The 19,460-nt window shown below is 58.8% G+C and carries 19 protein-coding genes and 1 pseudogene; 2 read left to right on the forward strand and 18 right to left on the reverse strand.

The genetic code is table 11. The features are described from left to right. Positions 1–307: 307 nt before the first annotated feature. Both J5276_RS30910 and J5276_RS29670 read right to left on the reverse strand, forming a co-directional pair. A pseudogene (locus J5276_RS30910) lies at positions 308–478 on the reverse strand (AraC family transcriptional regulator); the annotation flags it as partial. A gap of 177 nt (positions 479–655) precedes the next feature. Then, complete coding sequence (locus tag J5276_RS29670) at positions 656–1,573, reverse strand: AraC family transcriptional regulator (protein ID WP_003516963.1); 918 nt, start codon at positions 1,571–1,573, stop codon at positions 656–658. Positions 1,574–1,729: 156 nt separating this feature from the next. Here J5276_RS29670 and J5276_RS29675 point away from each other — a divergent pair, with 156 nt between their 5' ends. After that, positions 1,730–2,116: a limonene-1,2-epoxide hydrolase gene (locus tag J5276_RS29675; protein WP_209159997.1), complete on the forward strand. Its 387-nt coding sequence runs from the start codon at positions 1,730–1,732 to the stop codon at positions 2,114–2,116. Between the two features lie 146 nt (positions 2,117–2,262). Here the strand turns inward: J5276_RS29675 and eutC are convergent, their stop codons facing one another. The 12 genes from eutC to J5276_RS29735 all read right to left on the reverse strand — a co-directional run bounded on the left by eutC (position 2,263) and on the right by J5276_RS29735 (position 15,078). Further along, complete coding sequence (eutC, locus tag J5276_RS29680; protein ID WP_219256782.1) at positions 2,263–3,069, reverse strand: ethanolamine ammonia-lyase subunit EutC; 807 nt, start codon at positions 3,067–3,069, stop codon at positions 2,263–2,265. Between the two features lies 1 nt (position 3,070). Next, positions 3,071–4,462 carry an ethanolamine ammonia-lyase subunit EutB gene (locus tag J5276_RS29685; RefSeq protein ID WP_060641971.1) on the reverse strand — a complete coding sequence of 464 codons (1,392 nt, stop codon included), beginning with the start codon at positions 4,460–4,462 and terminating at the stop codon, positions 3,071–3,073. Between the two features lie 9 nt (positions 4,463–4,471). Continuing rightward, positions 4,472–5,260 carry a histidinol-phosphatase gene (gene hisN / locus J5276_RS29690; protein WP_219256784.1) on the reverse strand — a complete coding sequence of 263 codons (789 nt, stop codon included), beginning with the start codon at positions 5,258–5,260 and terminating at the stop codon, positions 4,472–4,474. Further along, positions 5,260–6,195 carry a choline/ethanolamine kinase family protein gene (locus J5276_RS29695; protein ID WP_013637568.1) on the reverse strand — a complete coding sequence of 312 codons (936 nt, stop codon included), beginning with the start codon at positions 6,193–6,195 and terminating at the stop codon, positions 5,260–5,262. Before J5276_RS29695 ends, hisN begins: the two co-directional genes overlap by 1 nt. A gap of 47 nt (positions 6,196–6,242) precedes the next feature. Continuing rightward, the gene (locus J5276_RS29700) at positions 6,243–7,208 is read right to left on the reverse strand and encodes a phosphotransferase (protein ID WP_065703939.1); all 966 of its coding nucleotides are present in this window, start codon (positions 7,206–7,208) and stop codon (positions 6,243–6,245) included. After that, a complete protein-coding gene (locus J5276_RS29705; protein WP_013637570.1) occupies positions 7,205–8,494 on the reverse strand; it encodes a Zn-dependent hydrolase in 1,290 nt (429 codons plus the stop codon). Before J5276_RS29705 ends, J5276_RS29700 begins: the two co-directional genes overlap by 4 nt. Next, positions 8,487–9,248 (reverse strand): DeoR/GlpR family DNA-binding transcription regulator, encoded by a 762-nt coding sequence (locus J5276_RS29710; protein WP_013637571.1) that lies wholly within the window; start codon positions 9,246–9,248, stop codon positions 8,487–8,489. Before J5276_RS29710 ends, J5276_RS29705 begins: the two co-directional genes overlap by 8 nt. A 58-nt stretch (positions 9,249–9,306) precedes the next feature. Then, on the reverse strand, positions 9,307–11,142 hold the full coding sequence (locus tag J5276_RS29715; RefSeq protein ID WP_013637572.1) for an ABC transporter ATP-binding protein: 1,836 nt from the start codon (positions 11,140–11,142) through the stop codon (positions 9,307–9,309). Continuing rightward, positions 11,142–12,059 (reverse strand): ABC transporter permease, encoded by a 918-nt coding sequence (locus J5276_RS29720; RefSeq protein ID WP_003516951.1) that lies wholly within the window; start codon positions 12,057–12,059, stop codon positions 11,142–11,144. Before J5276_RS29720 ends, J5276_RS29715 begins: the two co-directional genes overlap by 1 nt. After that, positions 12,059–13,039, reverse strand: a complete 981-nt coding sequence (locus tag J5276_RS29725; protein ID WP_013637573.1) for an ABC transporter permease — start codon at positions 13,037–13,039, stop codon at positions 12,059–12,061. The genes J5276_RS29720 and J5276_RS29725 overlap by 1 nt, the downstream gene beginning before the upstream one ends. Before the next feature lie 71 nt (positions 13,040–13,110). Continuing rightward, complete coding sequence (locus J5276_RS29730; RefSeq protein WP_025591696.1) at positions 13,111–14,694, reverse strand: ABC transporter substrate-binding protein; 1,584 nt, start codon at positions 14,692–14,694, stop codon at positions 13,111–13,113. A gap of 195 nt (positions 14,695–14,889) precedes the next feature. After that, positions 14,890–15,078: a hypothetical protein gene (locus tag J5276_RS29735; protein ID WP_244517151.1), complete on the reverse strand. Its 189-nt coding sequence runs from the start codon at positions 15,076–15,078 to the stop codon at positions 14,890–14,892. A gap of 238 nt (positions 15,079–15,316) precedes the next feature. Here J5276_RS29735 and J5276_RS29740 point away from each other — a divergent pair, with 238 nt between their 5' ends. Beyond that, on the forward strand, positions 15,317–15,487 hold the full coding sequence (locus tag J5276_RS29740) for a hypothetical protein (RefSeq protein WP_013637576.1): 171 nt from the start codon (positions 15,317–15,319) through the stop codon (positions 15,485–15,487). Between the two features lie 124 nt (positions 15,488–15,611). Here J5276_RS29740 and J5276_RS29745 read toward each other — a convergent pair whose 3' ends face one another. From J5276_RS29745 to J5276_RS29760, 4 genes are read right to left on the reverse strand one after another with little or no spacing between them, the layout of a single operon-like run. After that, positions 15,612–16,661 carry an ABC transporter ATP-binding protein gene (locus J5276_RS29745; protein ID WP_003516945.1) on the reverse strand — a complete coding sequence of 350 codons (1,050 nt, stop codon included), beginning with the start codon at positions 16,659–16,661 and terminating at the stop codon, positions 15,612–15,614. Then, complete coding sequence (locus tag J5276_RS29750; RefSeq protein WP_035200777.1) at positions 16,661–17,707, reverse strand: NAD(P)-dependent alcohol dehydrogenase; 1,047 nt, start codon at positions 17,705–17,707, stop codon at positions 16,661–16,663. The genes J5276_RS29745 and J5276_RS29750 overlap by 1 nt, the downstream gene beginning before the upstream one ends. Positions 17,708–17,714: 7 nt before the next feature. After that, positions 17,715–18,533, reverse strand: a complete 819-nt coding sequence (locus J5276_RS29755; protein WP_003516943.1) for a carbohydrate ABC transporter permease — start codon at positions 18,531–18,533, stop codon at positions 17,715–17,717. Continuing rightward, positions 18,530–19,393: a carbohydrate ABC transporter permease gene (locus J5276_RS29760; RefSeq protein ID WP_003516941.1), complete on the reverse strand. Its 864-nt coding sequence runs from the start codon at positions 19,391–19,393 to the stop codon at positions 18,530–18,532. The genes J5276_RS29755 and J5276_RS29760 overlap by 4 nt, the downstream gene beginning before the upstream one ends. Positions 19,394–19,460 lie beyond the last annotated feature (67 nt).

A 19,460-nucleotide genomic window follows, 5' to 3' on the forward strand; every position in this document is an offset into this window, starting at 1 on the left:
TGTGTTGTGAGCTTACACCCGAGATATGGGCTCGTCCATTGTTCCATCGAGCCGTCGCCTGTGAAAGCCCGCTGTTTTTGTCTTTATATGCACATAAGGCTAACGCCTTGAGCAAACGTTTCGTTAGTTGCGGTGCCCGACGATTGCACCCGATCAGGCATTTAAGATCGAGAGCGAGCTGGTTGCCATGTTCTTGGCGTCCCAACAGCATGTTCCCGGTGGTGCTACATTTCCATCATCTATGCCGACTGATACGTCCGCTTTCCGTGGACGGCAACGCCGTAGTTTCGACTGTAACAGAGTTGACTCTGGCAACTGGGCAAAGCGCCTGCATTCCAGTCGTGAATTGCGAGGCGCTATGGCCGGCTGCTAGTCGGGCCTCCTGCAATCTGAGATGCTTGTGGTACTGACTAGGACTGAACGCTGTTATCGCCAGAAAATGGCGATGCAGGCCTGCGCGGCTCATGCCGCTGGCATCGCGATCTTCGAGATGGTCGATCGGTGTTCGCGCCTCTTTTCCGGTACTTCGGTTTCATCGACCCAGCCATAACGCAAACGATATCTCAGGGTCTCCCGCGCGTCACGCGATGGCGCGAGGCTTTGGCTCTACGAGCGAGTGTCGTTGCAGCGGTCAGTCAGGACTACGGTCAGCGGTTCAAGCAACCTCTGGCCGCGCACCGGGTGCTTTTGGCGGATTGATGCCCCCCAGGCCAGCCTTTGCTCGCTTGGTGTCTTGACCCGGGGGCGCTCCGAAGAGGCGCTTGTACTCACGGCTGAACTGCGAGGCGCTCTCATAGCCGACGGCGAACGCAACTTCGGCCGCACCTGCCTGGTTCGCGATCATGCGCCGGCGGGCCTCGTGGAGCCGGATATATTTCTGATACTGAAGCGGGCTGACGGCGGCGACGGCTTTGAAGCGATCGTAAAACACGGATACACTCATGCCGGCAAGTGCCGCGACCGCCTTGAAATCGAGACGTTCGGCGTAGTGGTCGCGTATCCAGGCCATTGCCTTTCGGATGTGCATCAGACGCGAGTCAGCCCCGGCAATCTGACGCAGCAGGCCGCCATGCGGCCCCATCAGTAGCCGAAACATCAGCTCATGCTCCAGAGACTGAGCCATGACCGGGATTTCGGATGGGCGATCGAGCAGTTCTACCAATCTCCCCCAAGCACCGAGAAGCGACGCACTCGCGGTGCTGACGCCGTATCCCGATTCCATCGGCAACTCCGGCATCGCCGCCATCTCAAGGACGAGGTCGGACAGCATAGGCGGGTCCAGATATAAACCGATTGCGACAAACGGTCTGTCTGGCGACGCTTCGCAAACTTGGCCCAAGGCGGCAATCTCGGCTGCGACGATCATGCTTTGGCCGGGTCCGTATTCAAACATCTTGTCGCCGATAAACATGCGCTGCGTACCCTGGATCACCAGGGACGCCGCAGGATCGTAGATCAGCGGATCGACCTCGGTCGTATGGTCGAGAGTATACGCAAACAGTCGCGGCAATTTAAGACTGGGACGGCCAGCATGGCGCATGGCGATGGCGCGTATTTTGTCGAGTTCGCTCATGGAGTCACCCTAAGTCGATTGCCCAGTTCTATCAAGTATTCCGGAAGATCAGGCAAGAGTGCCGGAAGTTTCGGCATCGTGGCATTGGGGTCGAAATCCTACTATCGCGGCAAGACAGAGGCCAACGGGGCTTCTGATGGCCCAGGAGAAACTGCCATGCCCACCCCAATCGAAACCGTTTCGGCTTTTTGCGCCACGTTCGTTGAAGACGGCGGAAGGCCAGCCGTGCGCCGCTGGTTCACACCCGCCACGCGCTGGGTCAATGAAGGCGTGTCAGTCACGACGGGCGCCGACGAGGCCATTGCGATGATCGACGGACTGGAGACATCGCTGGGAATATCGACAGTCCATATCGATATGCTCGCGATTGCCGCCGATGGATCCCGCGTTCTCACCGAAAGGCTTGACCGGTTCGAGCGCGCCGACGGCAGTGAAATCGGGCGCGTGATGATCATGGGAATTTTCGAGCTCGAAGGCGACAAGATTGTCGAATGGCGGGACTATTTCGACGTAACCGCCGTCCAGAAGTTCTCTGCCTGCTAGCACGGCAGCTTGCGAACGATGATGTTGAGTGCAGGGACTGTTGTCTCCGCACTCAACAAAAGGCAGTCGACTGGACTTTCGACGACAGGCCGCAATCCTTCCAAAGCAGATGGGCCACGTCCCGAAGGCTTCGCACCGCGAAGACTTCAAATTGTCAGTAGGTCTTTAGCTGGAAGCGAATTGTCATGTCTTTCGAGAAACTCCACCATGGCAGCCTTGAGCGCCACGCCACTGACGCGGGTCCTCATCATATCCCTGGTCAGCGTCGCAATGATCTCGGCAGCTTCGCAGACCGGCAGACCACCATCCCTGATATTGGAGACACAATTTCGGCTGGAATCCAGGTTTCCCGACTTGGGACCGTAAGTGATGTAAGCACCGAGGCTGTCGGCAGCTGAAAGTCCCGGACGTTCGCCGACAAGCACGATCGTCAGTTTTGCACCTAATGCCTCACCGGCAGGATCGCCGAGCGCGACGCGCGCCTGGCTCGCCAGCACAATTGGTGCAGCGGTCAGGTTCAGGATAGCGAGCTTCGGAACAAGCGCCTCGATCAACGGCACGGCATTGAGATCGATCGCGTGGGACGACAGGCCATCCGCGACGATAATTGCGACATCATAGCCATTGATCGTTCTCTCATGTTTCAGCCGTTTTTCGGATCCCGCCGCAAGCCGCCGGCCAAGATCCGGCCGCCGCACATAGGTGCTGCGGTCACTTGCCATGCTATCGACATTGACAGCCGGAAGGCCGAGACGATCGAGTCTGTCTGCCAGCGAGGGCCGGTCGACGCTCGTCCAGACCGCTTCGCGTGCCCGCGCGTGGTCGAGAAGGAAGGCAAGTTGAGCGCGTGTCGGAAGACCCGCGCCATGACGGCCGAGCGAAACACGCGCATCGGTCATATCCTTGATAGTGAGGTTTTTTCCGGCAGCAGTGGGTTCTCTCACCTCTTCCATGTCAGGCTCCGATCAATGCGCTGTTGCGGACATAATTGGAAAGCGCGACAGGCTCGCCGACCAGCGCGCCATCTGGATCGGTCAGGCCGATTTCGAAAAGCCATTTCTCGAACTCTGGTGCGGGTGGCCGTTTCAGCGTCTCGCGGCAATAGACGGCATCGTGATGCGATAGCGACTGGTAGTTCAGCATGATATCGTCGGCGCCGGGAACGGTGATGACGAAATTGACATTGGCTGCGCAGAGGAGCGTCAACAGCGTATCCATATCTTCCTGATCAGCATCGGCATGGTTGGTGTAGCAGACGTCGACGCCCATCGGCAGGCCAAGGAGCTTGCCGCAGAAATGATCCTCGATGCCGGCACGGATGATCTGCTTGCCGTTGAACAAGTATTCCGGCCCGATGAAACCGACGACCGTATTGACGAGCAGTGGATCGAACTCGCGCGCCACGGCATAGGCACGTGCCTCCATCGTCTGCTGGTCGACGCCGAAATGCGCATCGGCCGAAAGCGCCGCGCCCTGCCCAGTCTCGAAATACATGACGTTTGCGCCCGGCATGCCACGACCAAGCGACCGCCCCGCCTCATGTGCCTCCTTCAGAAGCGCCAGATCGATGCCGAAGCCGCGATTGGCCTTTTCCGATCCCGCCACCGACTGGAAGACGAGATCGACCGGCGCACCCCGTTCGATTGCCTGGATCGCCGTCGTTACATGGCCAAGGCAACAGGTCTGTGTCGGGATCGCAAGCTTTTCCCGCAATTCGTCGAGCAAGGAAACGATGCGGATATAGTCATCCGTCGCATCGGTCGCGGGATTGACGCCAATCACGGCATCTCCCGACCCCATCAGCAGCCCGTCGATGGCAGACGCTATGATGCCGCGGCTGTCATCGGTCGGGTGGTTGGGCTGGTTGCGGGTGGAAAGCCGCCCGGCGAGCCCGATCGTGTTTCGGAATCGCGTCACGACACGTCGCTTGGCAGAAACAGCTATCATGTCCTGCAGGCGCATGATCTTCGACACGGCCGCGACCATTTCCGGCGTCAGTCCAAAGGTCACCGCCTCCAGCCGCTCATGCGACGTCTCGGGCTTGAGCAGCCATTCGCGCAATTCACCGACAGTAAGCGAGGAAACTGCGGAAAAGGCTGCCGGATCGTGCCGTTGCGCGATCAGTCGGGAAACCTCGTCATCCTCCGACGAAATGAGCTCCTCGCCGAGAAATGCTTTCAAGGGGAGATCGGCCAGCGCCATCTGGGCTGCCAAGCGCTCGACCGGGCCTTGCGCCGCAATGCCGGCCAGCTGGTCGCCGGAGCGCTCCGGGGTTGCTTTCGCCAGCAGCATTTTCAGGTCATCAAAGCGGAAGACAGTCTGCTCGATTGTCGTTGTATAGGGCATTTGTTCACGTCACCGGTTGAGGAGGGCCAGGGCTTCGTCATGAAGTCTCGGGGTGGCCGACGCCAGAACCCGTCCGTCGGAATGGATCGAAAGCGCATTTCCCCGCCAGTCCGTAATGCATCCGCCGGCACCCGTCACAACGGGCACGAGAGCCATGTAGTCGTAAGGTTGAAGTCCCGTCTCGAGAGCGATGTCGCAATGGCCGGAAGCGATCAGACCATAGATGTAGCAGTCTCCACCGAAACGCCGCAGCCTGGCTTTGCGGGAGAGACGCTCGAAGCTTTCAGCTTCGCTGTCCACGAACATATCCGGCGAAGTCGTATAAAAACGGGCGCTTGAGATGTTCTCGCAGCCGCTGGCGTTGGCCGGCTTGCCAGCAAAGAGTGTCTCTCCCGGCCGGCCCTGCCAGCGTTCGCCGGTGGCCGGAATATCGATCAGACCACAGAATGGCTTTTCCTGAAATGTCAGTGAGACAAGCGTACCAAACAGCGGGAAACCGGTGATGAAGCTCTTGGTGCCGTCGATCGGGTCCAGCACCCATGTAAAGGCGTTACCTGCCTTTACGCCAAACTCCTCACCATGGATGCCGTGATCGGGAAAACGCGCCTCGATCATCTCGCGGAGATGTTTTTCGATCGTCCGGTCGGCGATTGTCACCGGGCTATCGTCGAGTTTTGAGATAACGTCGAGCGGGGTCCGGAAATAGGAGAGCGCCAGCGGACGCGCGGCGTCGGCAAGTTCCGCGGCGAAGGTGATATAGGTCGCAGCTTCTTGCGGGCTGATATCGGTGACTGGCATCAAAGGGCTTTCAGGAACAGGGGCCAACGGGGGTCGTGGATGATCGAGCGGGCGCGCATATGCTTCCAGATTCCGTACTTGTAAAAGTCGAAATCGAGGGTCGATATCCGGTTTTGTACCATCGCCCAGGTGCTCCACTTGATGTCGGCGAGTGCCTTGTGGACGATGAAGCGAGCGTGATGCGCCTTGTCGTAACGACCGAAATACTCCTCGATTATCTCGCAGTCGGTCGCCTCGGAATAGAACATCTCGCCACTCCAGATCGCGAGATCGTAGAGCCTCTCATTGTTCGACGCATATTCGAAATCGATCAGCTTGATCGACTTGTCGTCACCGATGAGGAAATTGCCCGGCATCGGGTCGTTGAAACAGGGAACCAGATCGAGCCCGGATGCCTCAAGCGCGGCGCGCGCCTGTCTGTAGTTGCGCAAGAGCCAGTCGTGGTCGAGCGGCCAGTGGCCGTCAAGCTGGCGCACTTGGTCGAAATGTTCCTCGATCATGTCGAAGACGGTTTTTGTCAGCGGCAGGGCAAGGGCATTGTGAAACTGCCGGTAGACGCGCACCGCTTCGTTGCGGATCGCCGGGTCTGCAAAATCCCTATGTGTCGAGGCGCGGCGACCGTCGATGAACTCGGCGATTTCGATGTCGAGGTGATCGAGATAGTCGAATGTCTTCGGGCCGATTCCGATCACTTCTGCCTGCTTGCTGGCGGCAGCGGCGGCCTTACGATCGATGAACATCTCGGTGCCGCGGCCGGGAATCTTTAGAAAATAGCCACGCTCTTCGCCTTCAACCTCGATGCGGAAATTGGTGTTGCTGATTCCGCCGGAAACCGGACTGTAGCGCAGCCGCCGTCCTTCCCAAGGTGGTACCTGGATGATTGCAGCCTCAACTGCCCGTTCGGCATCGGATCGTGCCATTCCCAGTTCATTCATAGGCTTGTTCCCGTTATTGTTTCTAGCCCGTTATCGTTATCGTATGCCTAGAGCGCTCTCAGCCTGGCCTCGAAATCCGGCTGGCCGAGCAGCATTCGGCAACGCAGGAACCGCCAGCCGGCATATTTCAGGAATTCGACACCCCGCGGCGGCGAACGAAGCTCCAGTACGAGGCTGCGCAACGCCCAGTAGAGGTCGTCTGCCGCCGCATAGACACGGCACCGGTTGAAGTTTCTTTCGCTGAAACCTCCATCGTGCATTTCCAGCAACGGCCTCATCTGGCTTTCGAACTGGTAGAGTTCGTTCATCTGAACGCCGAGCTGGTAGTAGGGGTCGATGTCGGCGGCCATGTCGAAGTCCACGAGCTGCATTTTCCCGTCTGGGCCCAGCATGACATTCGAAGCCTGCGGATCACCATGGGCCGGTTTCAGGTCCAGGCCGGCCGCTGAAACTGCCTCGCGGATCGGCGTCATCCAGGAGAGCATCCATTCGACATCGCCGGGCAGGCTGGCGTCACCGGCACTCACGATCGCCCAGAGCTGATCGATGCCGTCGAAGACTGACCATGTTCGGCCGGTGGAAACACCCCCTGCAATCGTCGTCTGCATCTCGATCAGGCGGGCAACAGTTTGCGGCTGCATCAGATCGTCGATCCTTGCCGCTCGCCAGCCGTCGCCAAGTCGGGCAAACAGCATGCTGGCCGTCCCAGCATCGTAACCAATCGGCTCTGGCGAAAGACCAAGGCTGTGAAAACGGTGTGCCGCAGCATTTGCGGTCTCGGCATCCACGAGATCGGTTACCTCATCGGCACCGAGACGCAGGAAATAGCGTGCCTCCCCGTCTGTCGGCGCGACCACGAAACCGCAGGATTCGACGGCATGATAGGACGGCGATGCGACAGCTGCCGTCGCCGGCGCATAGGAAGGGGTGTCGCCAATCACTGCGGAAAAGACTGAAAGCGCCTTCTCCGCGCGGGCTTCCATCGGTGATTGAGGAGAGCCCGATCTCTTCATTCGGCAGCCTCGCTGAGTTCGACAACTTTCAAACCTTCGCAGGCGATCTTGTAAAGCATGTCCGCCACTATCTGCGTGCCAAGGGCCTGGTCTTCAGGCGAGGTATACTCGGTCGGGTGGTGGATGACGCCGTCACGGCTCTGAACCGCCAGAACCACCGCCGGGCAGACATCAGAGACGGCAACGGCATCATGGCCGCCGATCGTATCGAGGTGACGGGCGCTCTGGCCGAGATGCGCCGCAGCACTTTGCGCAAGCGTCACCAGGCCCGGCGCGAACCTTCCCGCCTTGCGGCGGTCGATGGAGCGGACCTCCGAGGTGACGCCGGCTTTCATCGCCGCTTCCTCGATCTTGATCTTCATCTTGCGTTCCGCCTCCGTCAGGACGTCTGGCGATCCCGAGCGCAGCTCGATGAACAGCACGGCTTCGGCCGGCACGACATTGGGTGAATTGGGGAAGACTTCCAGGCGGCCAACCGACGTATGCAGGTCCAGCCCGTGTTCGGTCGATATCTGCTTGAGATCGGCGATCAGATAGGCAGCAGCAAGCAGCGCATCCTTGCGATCGGCCATCGGGGTTGCGCCGGTATGTGCCTGGCGTCCATGGAAGGCGAGGCGATATTTTGTCGCGCCCCAGAACCGCGTGAAGATACCGAACCGCTCCCCGGCGCGGCTGAGCGTCGTGTCACCTTCTATATGCAGCTCGATCAATGCGTCGGGAATTTCCACCTTTTCCTTGCCAGCATAACCGATCTCTTCCAGCGACTGGCGCACCGTAATGCCATCACCGTCGGCCCGTTCCAGCGCCCATTCCAGGTCAATGGCGCCGGTAAACACGCTGCTGCCGAGCAGGCTCGGCTGGAAACGGGCGCCTTCCTCATTGGTCCAGTTGACGATCTGGAAGTTGCAGGCGGACAACCTGCCTTCCGCCTTGAGACGTTCGCTGACGGACAAAACCGCCTCGCAGGCGGCGATGACACCAAGCGCTCCGTCGAACCGGCCGCCGTTCGGCTGGCTGTCGATATGGGAGCCGACCATGACGACGGGCGCATTTGCGCCCGCCAAGGTCATCTTGCCGAACTGGTTGCCGATCGAGTCCACGGCCTGCTCGAAGCCGTTTTCGGCAAACCAGTGCCCCAGCCAGTCGCGCGCCATTCCGTCTTCCCTGGAAAGCGTCAGGCGGGTCATCGAGCCATCGGGGCCGCCGCCAAAAGTGGAGAGGGTCTCCATCAGCATCTGGAGCCGCTCGGCATTGATCGGGACAGGGGAGGAGGAGACGTCAGGCATGTATGATTTCCACTTTGGATTGATTGAATTGATCTGAAAATTCCCGCGCGATGACGCCGCTGGTCACCACCGCGTCGATTTCGCTGAGGCCGAATGTGTGGATGGAGCCGAGGCGACCAAACTTGGAACTGTCGGCAACAATGATCGAACGTTTTGCCTGGGCCTTGGCGACGCGGCGCAGGATCGCCTCGTCCTCGCCGAAATCCATGAACCCGCGTTCGGCGTGAATGGCGCTGATGGCGATGATCGCGAGATCGAAGAAATGCTCCTTCAGCGCGGCCACGGTCTCATGGCCGTATGTCGCCTGATAATCTGGGCGCATGCGACCGCCAAGAACCCGCACACTTGCCTGCGGCAGATTGAAGAAGTGGGCTGCGACCGCCAGCGAATTGCTGACAACGGTCAAGTCCTTGCGCGTCTCGATATGTTTCAGGCAGGCAATCGTTGTGGTGCCGGTATCGATGAACACCTTCATGCCGTCCTCGACCAGCGACGCTGCGGCCTCGCCGATCTTGGCTTTCTCGCGTGAGCTGACACGCAGTCGGTCGGTAAACGGCTGATCGCTTTCCTGCTGGTCAAGGACCGCGCCGCCATAGACGCGGCGGGCATAACCGCGCATCTCAAGTTCCTTGAGGTCGCGCCGGATCGACTCCTGGCTGACCTGCAGATAATCGGCAAGCTCCCTCACATTGACGCGCTGGGTTTGCTTCAGCATGTCGAGGATAAGCTTGAGGCGATGTTCGGTGAAACTCATGAATGCACCCTGGATTCTAGTGATCGTCGCGGCCCCGTCTGTGGCGCCGCAACCATGGTCAGGCTAAAGCCATTTGACGGGTTGCGTCATCGAGAGCCAATGGCTGGATGAGATGACAGGCGGCGAAATCCTGGCTGCCACGCGCGGTAAGCGCGGGCTGCAGGCTGCCGCATCTCTCCATCGCACGCGGACAGCGCGACTTGAAGCTGCAACCTGGAGGAATATCGATCGGGCTTGGTGGTTCACCTTCCAGAAGGCAGTCTTCCGCTTTGTAGCGGCGTTCTTCAAGTGTCGGCATCGCGCTGAGCAACGCCATTGTGTACGGATGTCCAGGATCGAAGAACAACCGCTCGTTATCAGCCAGTTCGAAGACCTCGCCGAGATACATTACCGCCACCCGGTTGCAGACCTTGCGGACCATCGCAAGGTCGTGCGAGATGAAGATGTAAGTGAGGTCGTATTCCTTCTGCAGCTTCTGGAAAAGATCGAGAAGCTTGAACTGTTCTGTCTGGTCCAGGGCAGAAAGCGTTTCGTCCATGATCAGTATTTCAGGCTCCAGAACCAGCGCACGGGCAACATTGATGCGCTGGCGCTGGCCGGCACTCAGGCCGATCGGCAATTCCTCGTAGAGATCGGCGGAGAGGCCGACTTCGCCCATGACCTTGAGCACCCGCTCACGAATTTGGGCACTGTCCTTCCATCCGTGCGTGCGAAGCGGGCCCTCCAGCATCTTCCCGACCGATGTGCGTGGCGGCAGGGAACCGAACGGATCCTGCAGTACCATTTGCAGCTTCTTGCGGAAGGTCAGAAGGTCTTTGCCACCGAGCATGGCGATATCGTCGGCACCGCACAGAACCTGGCCGGAGCTCGGCAGTTCCAGCCTGCTCAGAAGCCGCATCAGCGTCGACTTGCCACAACCGGATTCACCGACGATCGCGAAACTGTCGCCGCGCCGGACATCGAAGGTGACGTTGCGAACCGCACGCACATGGTTGAAGCCACCGAAGCCGGTCTTCTTCTTTACCCTGTAGACCTGTGAGGCATCGCGCAGGCTCAAGACAACGTCGCGTTTGTCGTTGAGACGCGGCATCTCGGTCTTTTCGATCCAGATCTTAGGCGTCTGTTCTACAAGCTCCTTCGTATAGGCATATGCAGGGGCAGCGATCAGCCTTTCGGTTTCCTGTTCCTCGACGATGCGACCTTTCTCCATCACCAAAATCCGGTTGCAGGCTTCGCGGGCAACGGGAAGGGAGGAGGAGACGAACAGCACAGCGGTATTGAAACCATCGGTCAGTTCCTTCATCAGACGGATGACCTGGGCTGCGACGGTAACGTCGAGCGGCTGGGTGACGTTATCTGCAATCAGCAGCGCCGGGTTCGTCACCAACGCATCAACGATCAGTGCGCGCTGCATCATGCCGCCGGAAAACTGCGAAGGGTAGTCGCTGAAACGGCTGCGGGCCGAGGGAATGCGGACGGCCTCCAGAAGCTCGATCGTGCGCTTTTCCGCCTCTTTCCGCGAGGTTCCTGGAACGACCGCACGCAGCTTCTCGACGATCTGGACGCCGACCGGCAGCGTCGGATCGAGTGCACCCATCGGGTTGGCGCCGACATAGGCGACCCGGCGGCGCAGGGTACGCATCTCGTTCTCGGAGATGCCGTAAATATCCTTGCCTTCGAAAAGGACGCTGCCGGAACGCACGGAAAGCGGCGGTTCCAGCCAGTTGACGACTGCCTTGGACAGCACCGTCTTGCCGGCTCCGCTGGCCCCGACCACACCGACGATCTCCCGCGGCGCGAGGCTGAAGGAGATATTGTCCAGAATAATCTTCGCCTTGTCCGAGCGACCGGCATTAACGGTGAGGTTTTTCAGCTCAAGAAGCGGCTTGATCATCACTCGGACCCTCCATGAATGGTGTTGCGGGCCCGTTCCAGCGAAGCGCCTATGAGATTGATGCTGGTTAAAGTGAGGCCGAGGAAAATGCCGGGCATGGTAGCGATCCACCAGGCGTTCAGAAGATATTTTCGGCCATCGGCAATGATATTGCCGAAGGTCGGCGTCGGCGGCTGGACACCCAGGCCGAGGAAGCCGAGTGTCGATTCAAAGATCATCATGCGTGCTACATCAAGCACCGAGGTGAAGATCACCGGCGGCAGGAGCAGCGGCAGAAGCAGGCTGACGATAATGCGGAAATCGGTCGAGCCCCCAAGTTTGGCAGCGCGCACATATTCCCGCTGCCTTTCCGTCATTACAATGCTGCGCATGATGCGCGCATAGACCGGCCAGCTTGAGAGACCAAGCACCAGGACGATGGCCGGAATTGTCGGGCGCGACACGCCAAGAACGGCGATCGCCAGAATGATCATCGGGATAGACAGCTGCGCATCGGTCAGACGCATGATCAGCATGTCGATACGACCGCCGAAGTAACCGGCGATCGTGCCGAGGGCACAGCCGATGATGAGTGTCACTGCAACCGATGCAATCCCGATCAGGAAGGAATAACGCAGGCCGACAAGCGACCTCACCAGCATGTCGCGGCCAATCTGATCGGTGCCAAGCGGGTGGCCCCAGCTCCAGTTGTCGCCGAAGAAAAGTGGCGGCAGAAGGCGGGCCTTCACATCCATCTTGGTCGGGTCGACGCCACTGATTTCCGGATAAAGTGCGGCGGCAATCGCAAGCAGCAGGAAGATCGCAAGGCCAATGCGAAAACCGGGCGTCGATGCGGCGCGATCGAATATGCGGCGCGCAATCGAGCGGCTTGCCATTTTCGAAATGATCGGGGTGTCGAGTGCGGATGTGATGGACATCAGTATTCAAGCCTCGGATCGATGGTTGTTGCGACGAGATCGACGACAATGTTGATCAGTACAAAGATGGCGCTCGTGACGATCGCGATACCCTGGATCAACGGAAAGTCGCGCTGCAGCACGGCATTGATGGTCAGAAGGCCGAGTCCGGGATAATCGAAGATATATTCGACGATGATGACCCCGCCGAGCAGGCTGGAGAATTGCACACCGAGCAGGTTGAGAAGCGGCACCGAGGCGTTGCGCAGGGCATGGTTGGAGATGATCCGCGAACGGCTCAGGCCACGTACGCGTCCGACTGCCACATAGGGCTCCATCATCTGGCTGGATACGGAACTGACCAGCGTGCGGATCAGCACCGGAGACAATTCGACCGCCAGCACGATTGCCGGCAAGATTGTGTAGGCAAAGCCCTGATAGCCAATGGCAGGAAGCCATCCGAGCTTCACCGAGAAAAGCAATGCCAGAACGATGCCAAGCCAGAAATTTGGCAGCGAGATGAATATCGATGAGATGTAGAAGGCAAGCTTGTCTGGCCATCTGCCGATCGCAAGCCCGCCGGCAATGCCGATGATTGCCGAGAAGATCAGTGCAATCACCAGCGTCACGGCCGCCAGTTGAAGCGTCATTGGAAGTGCATCGAAAATCAGGTCGAAGACTTTCGCTCGTTCGCCTCGAGTTGAGTCGTTGAATGTCGCGCCACCGGTCGAGGCGCCGTTTGCCGGGCGCACGAAGGACTGGCCAAGATCGCCACGAACCACACCGCCCATGTAGCGACCGAATTGCACCAGTATGGGATCGCGAAGGCCCATGTCGGTTGCGATCTTTTCGATCAGTGCTTCGGGCGCCATGCCGCCCGCCATAAGGCGTACCGGGTCACCCGGCACCACCCGCAAGAGGGTAAAGATCAGCAAGGACACAAGGAATATGATGATGGCGCCCTGCATGAGGCGTCGCATCAGGAAGTTCACGGCAAACATTCAGTCACTCCGCTCGAGAAGTCACGGGCAAGTCCACACGCCGCCTGATCGCGGCGTGTGGCTGATCACGGTCAGGCAGCAGGTTTGGCGGCGTCGATCGACCCGTCGGGATAGATGTACATGCCCTCAAAGTCCTTCTGCATTGCGTGGATCATCACGGATGTGAACAGCGAGAGTGCCGGCATCTTGGCGGTGATGAGAGGCATGGTCTCTTCCTGAAGGATCTTCTTGCGCTCTTCCAGCGTCGGTGCCGAACGTTCCTTGTCGAGGCTGGCATCGATCTCCTTGTCCTCGATGCCGCAGATGCGGTGCGAGGTGGAATGGAAATGGGTGCGCAGGACCAGATCCGGTTCCGGAGACGCTGTCGACCAGCCGCAATCGACCATATGGCCCGGGCCGCCGCCGGGGCGATGGTACAGTTGCTCGTTCCAGGCCGCAGGTTCAAGCACGGTCAGGCTGACGTTAAATCCCTGCTCCTGCAGCATGGCGGTCAGCATCTCGCCATATTCCTTGGTCTTCGGATAGAAGCCGACGGACGTGATGTATTCAAGTGGCGGCAGGCCCTTGCCGTTTGGGAAACCGGCTTCGGCGAGCAGGGCCTGGGCCTTCTCGGGGTCGAATTTCGGGTAGTTCGCCAGATCGACATAGCCGAATTTGACCGGCGAGACGAAATTCGACGAGGCATGGCCGGCCGAGCCCATCAGTTCCATGATCATGTCGCGATCAATCGAATGGCAGGCGGCAAGACGGATACGCGGATCGTCGAAAGGCGGTTTCGAGCAGCGGAACCAAAGATACTTGTTCTCGACCGAAACGACCTTGTTGATAAAAATCGCCGGATTGTCCTTGATCGTGTCAACCTGTTCAGGCTCCAGACGTTCAACGATCGAAGCCTGGCCGTTCATCAGCGACAACATACGGGTGGTGGAATCGCCGGTGAAGGTGAAGTTGATGCCAGGGATGGCCGGCTTGCCCTTGAAGTAGCCGTCATAGGCCTGCATCACGGTGTCGTTGCCGCGCTGTTCGACGAATTTGAAAGGACCGGTGCCGTTGAGCCGCTGGGAGAGCGGGCCGCCGGGGCCGCCGGCGACATCCTTGGCCGACATGATCGGCAGGAAGGATGCAAGAAAGATGAAGAGATGGGCCGGATAGCCGCCCTTGGATGTGTCGACGATGACGGTGTAATCGTCCGGTGTTTCGATCGTCAGCGTCTCGGTCGGGCCGGGATACCACTGCGCCGGACGATCTGCCCTGGAGCCGTATTCGAAGGTTGCCTTGACGTCTTCCGCCTTGAACGGCTTGCCGTCATGGAAGACGATACCTTCGCGCAGCTTGATCTGTAGCCGGTGCGGGTCAAGCAGCTTGATGTCGGTGGCCAGTTCGTAGACGACCGCGCCGGGATCATCGAGTTTCATCGGCGTGCGGGTAAGAAAGCCCATGACGAAACCTTCGATATTCTTCTGAGAAAGTGTCGTATGAGCGGTCGGGTCCCAGTTGCCGGTAATGTTTTCGGCCGACAGGAACGTCATGGTCTTGCCGGCCTGTGCGAAGGCCGGCGAGATGAAGAAGTCAGGATTGATCTGCATGTAGCCAGCGACGGCGGCTGCGCCCGCGGATCCTTGCAGGAAGCGACGACGACTGAATTCTGAACCCATCGAGTTCCCCTTTTCTATTTTGAATAAACCGTCAAATCAGTCAAAACGGTCAAATCAGCCATAAGCAAACAGCGTGCCAATCTCGATTTCCTGCAAGAATCGCGCTTTCAGTCTGATGCAATTTGTGGGATCTGACCATTTATTGGTCGAATGAGAAAGATTTAAGCGACCAGCCGGATCACTAAAATTACGGGGTCATTTCTGCCGTTGAATCGCGGGATGCTGATCCGTTGTCAGGATGTGTCCGAAACGGACAGCGACGATGATTGCAAGCGCCGCCGGATTGAAACTCTCACGAGAGTTCAACTGAATGTTTCGTTTGCTCTTTTGACGGCGTGAATACATCAACAGCGGGCAGTACATCCGCCGATCCATTTCGTGCATGCCCGCCCGCATTTTTGCTGCGGTCTCATCTCTCTGCCGCCTCAGTTGATCACTTGATCCTTCATAGTGATTAATGCTGTACGATGGGTGATCGCGGTTATAGTGACGTCCCCGGCACGGGCTGTCGGTTCCGTCGTTTCACGCTGGGCTGGCCTCAGTAAGGAAAAGAAGAGCAGGACCAGAAGAAGGTTCTTGCCATGGCAATTGGCCGTCTTTCACCGCCCGGGAGGTTTAGGCCATGCTTGCCGACGTCACTGGTAAGGCCGCTCGGTATGGCAACCGTTCGGTCATAAATCGCAGCCTGCATATTGCGTGTTTACGGCTGATATCAGTCGCTATCCTGCTCTTTCAATATCCCAATGAACTGCTCGTCGGTGAATGCCTGGCGCTGCCCGTCTCTTCAGGGTAACCGACCCTACCAGGATCGAATGACGTTTTGCGGCTCCGGTCACAGGCCATATGCCAAAGGCCAGGCGGATTGTAGCCGTCCAGTTGCCCTGCGCGACGTGATTGAAGGTCCCACCTGAGTGGGTCTAAATCAACCTCAGTCCGGTGCCGGGATCAAACACGTGTAGGTCGGACGATGCCACTTCAACACCCAGCACCTCGCCGATGGCGGGTCTTATGTCTGCAGGAACAGAAATATTGATCTCGTGGCGGTCGTTTTTCAGGCAGATCAGACGTGTCTCACCGTGGAACTCGTTCCGCTCGACGGTGCCGCGAAAGGCTTGAGCATCCTGGTTTATGCGAAATGATCCGGGCCGAATTCCAACGGTAACCTCACCGGAACGGAGGCCTGCCGGAGCTGTAAACCTGACAAGATTGTCGCCCAGCCACTCCTGCGTCATCTGCAACTGAAGAAAATTCATGTTCGGTGTGCCTATGAAGCCGGCAGCAAACACTGTCCGAGGCGCCTGATAAATTTCTTCGGGCGTGCCCATCTGCTCAATACGGCCGTCCTTCATCAGGACAATACGGTCGGCAAGCGTCATGGCTTCGAGTTGGTCGTGAGTGACATATATGCTTGTCGTTTTCAGGTCGCGGTGGAGGCGCGCGATCTCGACCCGCAGGCTGCCGCGCAGCTTGGCATCAAGGTTTGAAAGCGGTTCGTCAAACAGGAAGACCTCCGGGGTCTTGATCATGGCGCGGGCGATGGCCACTCGCTGCTGCTGTCCGCCGGACAGTTCCGTCGGCTTGCGCGCAAGATAGACGCCAAGACCGAGCGCGTCGACCACAGGCGCCAGGCGCTGATCGATCGCGGCTTTTCCTATTCCGGCCCTCTCGAGACCGAAAGTGATATTGTCCCGCACGCTCATATGGGGGTAAAGCGCGTAGTTCTGGAACACCATCGCGATGCCCCGGTCACCCGGATCGCGATCGTTCATCCGCTCGCCACCGATGAGCAGATCCCCGCCTGAAATCTCTTCAAGCCCGGCAATCATCCGCAGCATGGTGGATTTTCCGCAGCCTGACGGGCCGAGAAAGACGACGAATTCGTGGTTGTCGATCTTCAGGTCAAAATCCCGCATGACCTCAAGCGAACCATAGACTTTCCTGATCCCCCGGCACTCAACAGTGGCCATCACTTCGTCTCCCCGTCCACGACGATCTGCAGCTTTACGTCCTCTGGCCGGCCTTCGGCCGCCCTTTCGAAGGCCTTGATCGATTGATCAAAGGCATAGGTGCCGGAAACCAATGGCTTCAGGTCGACCTTGCCTGCGGCGATCAGCGCCAGTGCACGGTCAAACACGTTGGCGTAGCGGAAAACCGTTTCAATACGGCATTCGCGGAAGCAGGCCGCCGCAAGGTCTACCGCGACGGGTTCGGGCGGCAGACCGACGATAACGACTGTTCCGCCCGGGCGCACGACCTTGAAGAGATCACGGACCGCGGCCGGTGCGCCGGAGCATTCAAAGACGATATCGGCTCCCCAGCCTTCTGTCGCCTCGTTGACGGTCTCAATGACATCGACCTCCTTGAGGTTGATACCAGTGATGCCGCCATAACTTTCGGCCAGTTTAAGTTTTGTTGCGGAAATGTCCGAGATCAGCACTCGCGAGCAGCCGCCGGCAAGGGCAGCCAGTGCCACCATGATGCCGATGGTTCCGCAGCCTGTAACAACCGCCGTATCGCCGGGCGTGATCTTCGCCCGGGCGGCCGCCTGCATGCCCACGGCAAATGGTTCAACCATCGCGCCTTCGGCGAAGGAGACATTGTCAGGCAGCTTGTATGTGAAGCTTGCCGGATGGACTGTCTCCGGGCACAAGACGCCGTGCACCGGCGGCGTTGCCCAGAATGTCACGGCAGGATCAACATTGTAGAGGCCGAGCCGCGACGCACGCGATTTCGGATCGGGGATGCCCGGTTCCATGCAGACGCGGTCGCCGGGCTTCAGATGGGTGACGTTGGCGCCGGTCTCGGTGACGGTTCCTGCTGCCTCGTGGCCGAGAACCATGGGCGCGTTCACGACGAAGTCACCGATGCGACCATGGGTGTAATAGTGTACGTCGCTGCCGCAGACGCCAACAGTATGGATACGAATGCGAACGTCATCCGGCCCCAACTCTTGAGGAATTTCGATATCGCGCAGGGAAAGTTCGCCGACATGTTCGAGGACAAGTGCTTTCATGGGTCAGTCAACCTTGGTCAGTTTTCTTGGAAAATGCGGCGTTGAGGCCACCGGCAAGCACTCCGAGCAGGATCAGCGGTGGCAGCGACAACAGGACGACGGCGGCGTTCAGAATTCCCCAGGGCACATTCATGCCGAGCTGCGACATCTCGGACGCGATGATCGGCAGGGTCTTTGCCTTCGAGGTCGTGAGCATCATGGCAAGCAGGAACTCGTTCCAGACAAGGACGAAGGAGAAGGCAATGGCGCCGAAGACCTGGAAACGGGCAATCGGCAGGGCGATGCGGAAGAAGGTCGCATATGGGCCAAGCCCATCCACCCGGGCAGCTTCTTCAACGTGAAGGCTGACACGCTCGAAAGCCGGCACGGAAAGCCAGATGGTGATCGAGGCTGTCACAATGAGATAGGTCACGATCAGCGACAGCCGGGTGTCATAGAGATCAAGACCGAGCCAGATGACCAGCATGGGAATAGCGATCGCGACGGGCGGCAGAAAGCGCAGCGACAGAACGAAGAACTGCGCCTCCGCCGTGATCCTGTTCTTGAACCGGGCGATCACATAGGCCGCCGGTACACCGAGTACGGCGCCAAGCACGACCGCACTCGAGCAGATGATCAACGAATTGGTAAGTGCGCGCGCCACCGAGCGGCGATTGAGCACATAACTCATATTGTCGAAGACAGGCTGGAAGATAAGCTTTGGCGTTGACACCAGCAGATCGGCATTGGTCTTGAAGGCGTTTAGCAGGGTCCATAGGAGTGGCAGCACGACAAGTGCAGCGGCAAGAACCAACAAAAGCCTGAGCAGAAAGGTGGATATCTTCATCGGTTCAGCCTCTTCCAGGTAAAGGTAAAGGTGACGATGGTCAGGACCATCATGATGACGGCCATGGAGGACGCATAGGAGATCTTGCCGGCTTCTATGAAGCCTTGGGAATAGGCATACATGTCAAGCGTCTCGGTTGAGATGCCGGGACCGCCGCGCGTCATGACGTAAACGAGGTCGAAGGAGCGAAGACTCTCGATCGCCTTGACCAGCAGCAGACTGATCAAGGGTGCTTTCAGCATCGGCAGGGTCACGAAACGATGGATTTCGAAGCGGGTCGCCCGATCTATGCGTGCGGCTTCCAGCGGCTGAGGCGGCAGGGATTCGAGAAGCTTCAAGATGATCACTGAAAAGAACAAGCCCCATTGCCAGACATCGACGAAAGCAACAGCAAGGAGGGCGCCGAGCGGCGTCGACAGAATGTCGGGCGTGATGCCGGTGAGCTCCCTGACCGGCCAGGTCAGCGCGCCGTAGAGCGGATGAAAGGCGAACTTCCACACAAAAGCGGCGCACACGCGTGGCAGGAGAACGGGAATGATGAAGAGCACGCAGAGGACGTTGCGCATACGGGGGCTCGCTGCCTCGAACATGGCAATCCCGAGCGCAACCCCCGTCACCATGGTCAACGAGACGCTGATGACCTCCCACTTGAAAGATACCCAGAGCGCGTTCAGGAAACGGGCATCCGAAAACAGCGCCAGATAATTGGCTAACCAGACATAGTCTGCATCGGGTGCCGAAAGGGTCCGGTTCTGCAGGGATATATTGATAGCGTAGATCGTCGGCACGAGCGCCAGAATGATCAGGATACCCAAACTGGGCCCAAGAAAGACGTAAGGCAGCGAGCGGCCTCGGCGCATGGCAGATCCTCGGATTGGGAAAAAGGGGCGCGTCATCAGACGCGCCCGTCAGACGGCTTGGGAGGCG

The organism is Agrobacterium sp. S7/73 (assembly GCF_019355535.1).
Lineage (GTDB): Bacteria > Pseudomonadota > Alphaproteobacteria > Rhizobiales > Rhizobiaceae > Agrobacterium > Agrobacterium tumefaciens.

What these genes read in the sequence shown, in the direction of transcription:
- J5276_RS29670 (WP_003516963.1), bottom strand. Translation starts at nt 1,573, where the DNA reads ATGAGCGAACTCGACAAAATACGCGCCATCGCCATGCGCCATGCTGGC.
- J5276_RS29675 (WP_209159997.1), top strand. Translation starts at nt 1,730, where the DNA reads ATGCCCACCCCAATCGAAACCGTTTCGGCTTTTTGCGCCACGTTCGTT.
- eutC (WP_219256782.1), bottom strand. Translation starts at nt 3,069, where the DNA reads ATGGAAGAGGTGAGAGAACCCACTGCTGCCGGAAAAAACCTCACTATC.
- J5276_RS29685 (WP_060641971.1), bottom strand. Translation starts at nt 4,462, where the DNA reads ATGCCCTATACAACGACAATCGAGCAGACTGTCTTCCGCTTTGATGAC.
- hisN (WP_219256784.1), bottom strand. Translation starts at nt 5,260, where the DNA reads ATGCCAGTCACCGATATCAGCCCGCAAGAAGCTGCGACCTATATCACC.
- J5276_RS29695 (WP_013637568.1), bottom strand. Translation starts at nt 6,195, where the DNA reads ATGAATGAACTGGGAATGGCACGATCCGATGCCGAACGGGCAGTTGAG.
- J5276_RS29700 (WP_065703939.1), bottom strand. Translation starts at nt 7,208, where the DNA reads ATGAAGAGATCGGGCTCTCCTCAATCACCGATGGAAGCCCGCGCGGAG.
- J5276_RS29705 (WP_013637570.1), bottom strand. Translation starts at nt 8,494, where the DNA reads ATGCCTGACGTCTCCTCCTCCCCTGTCCCGATCAATGCCGAGCGGCTC.
- J5276_RS29710 (WP_013637571.1), bottom strand. Translation starts at nt 9,248, where the DNA reads ATGAGTTTCACCGAACATCGCCTCAAGCTTATCCTCGACATGCTGAAG.
- J5276_RS29715 (WP_013637572.1), bottom strand. Translation starts at nt 11,142, where the DNA reads ATGATCAAGCCGCTTCTTGAGCTGAAAAACCTCACCGTTAATGCCGGT.
- J5276_RS29720 (WP_003516951.1), bottom strand. Translation starts at nt 12,059, where the DNA reads ATGTCCATCACATCCGCACTCGACACCCCGATCATTTCGAAAATGGCA.
- J5276_RS29725 (WP_013637573.1), bottom strand. Translation starts at nt 13,039, where the DNA reads ATGTTTGCCGTGAACTTCCTGATGCGACGCCTCATGCAGGGCGCCATC.
- J5276_RS29730 (WP_025591696.1), bottom strand. Translation starts at nt 14,694, where the DNA reads ATGGGTTCAGAATTCAGTCGTCGTCGCTTCCTGCAAGGATCCGCGGGC.
- J5276_RS29735 (WP_244517151.1), bottom strand. Translation starts at nt 15,078, where the DNA reads ATGCACGAAATGGATCGGCGGATGTACTGCCCGCTGTTGATGTATTCA.
- J5276_RS29740 (WP_013637576.1), top strand. Translation starts at nt 15,317, where the DNA reads ATGCTTGCCGACGTCACTGGTAAGGCCGCTCGGTATGGCAACCGTTCG.
- J5276_RS29745 (WP_003516945.1), bottom strand. Translation starts at nt 16,661, where the DNA reads ATGGCCACTGTTGAGTGCCGGGGGATCAGGAAAGTCTATGGTTCGCTT.
- J5276_RS29750 (WP_035200777.1), bottom strand. Translation starts at nt 17,707, where the DNA reads ATGAAAGCACTTGTCCTCGAACATGTCGGCGAACTTTCCCTGCGCGAT.
- J5276_RS29755 (WP_003516943.1), bottom strand. Translation starts at nt 18,533, where the DNA reads ATGAAGATATCCACCTTTCTGCTCAGGCTTTTGTTGGTTCTTGCCGCT.
- J5276_RS29760 (WP_003516941.1), bottom strand. Translation starts at nt 19,393, where the DNA reads ATGCGCCGAGGCCGCTCGCTGCCTTACGTCTTTCTTGGGCCCAGTTTG.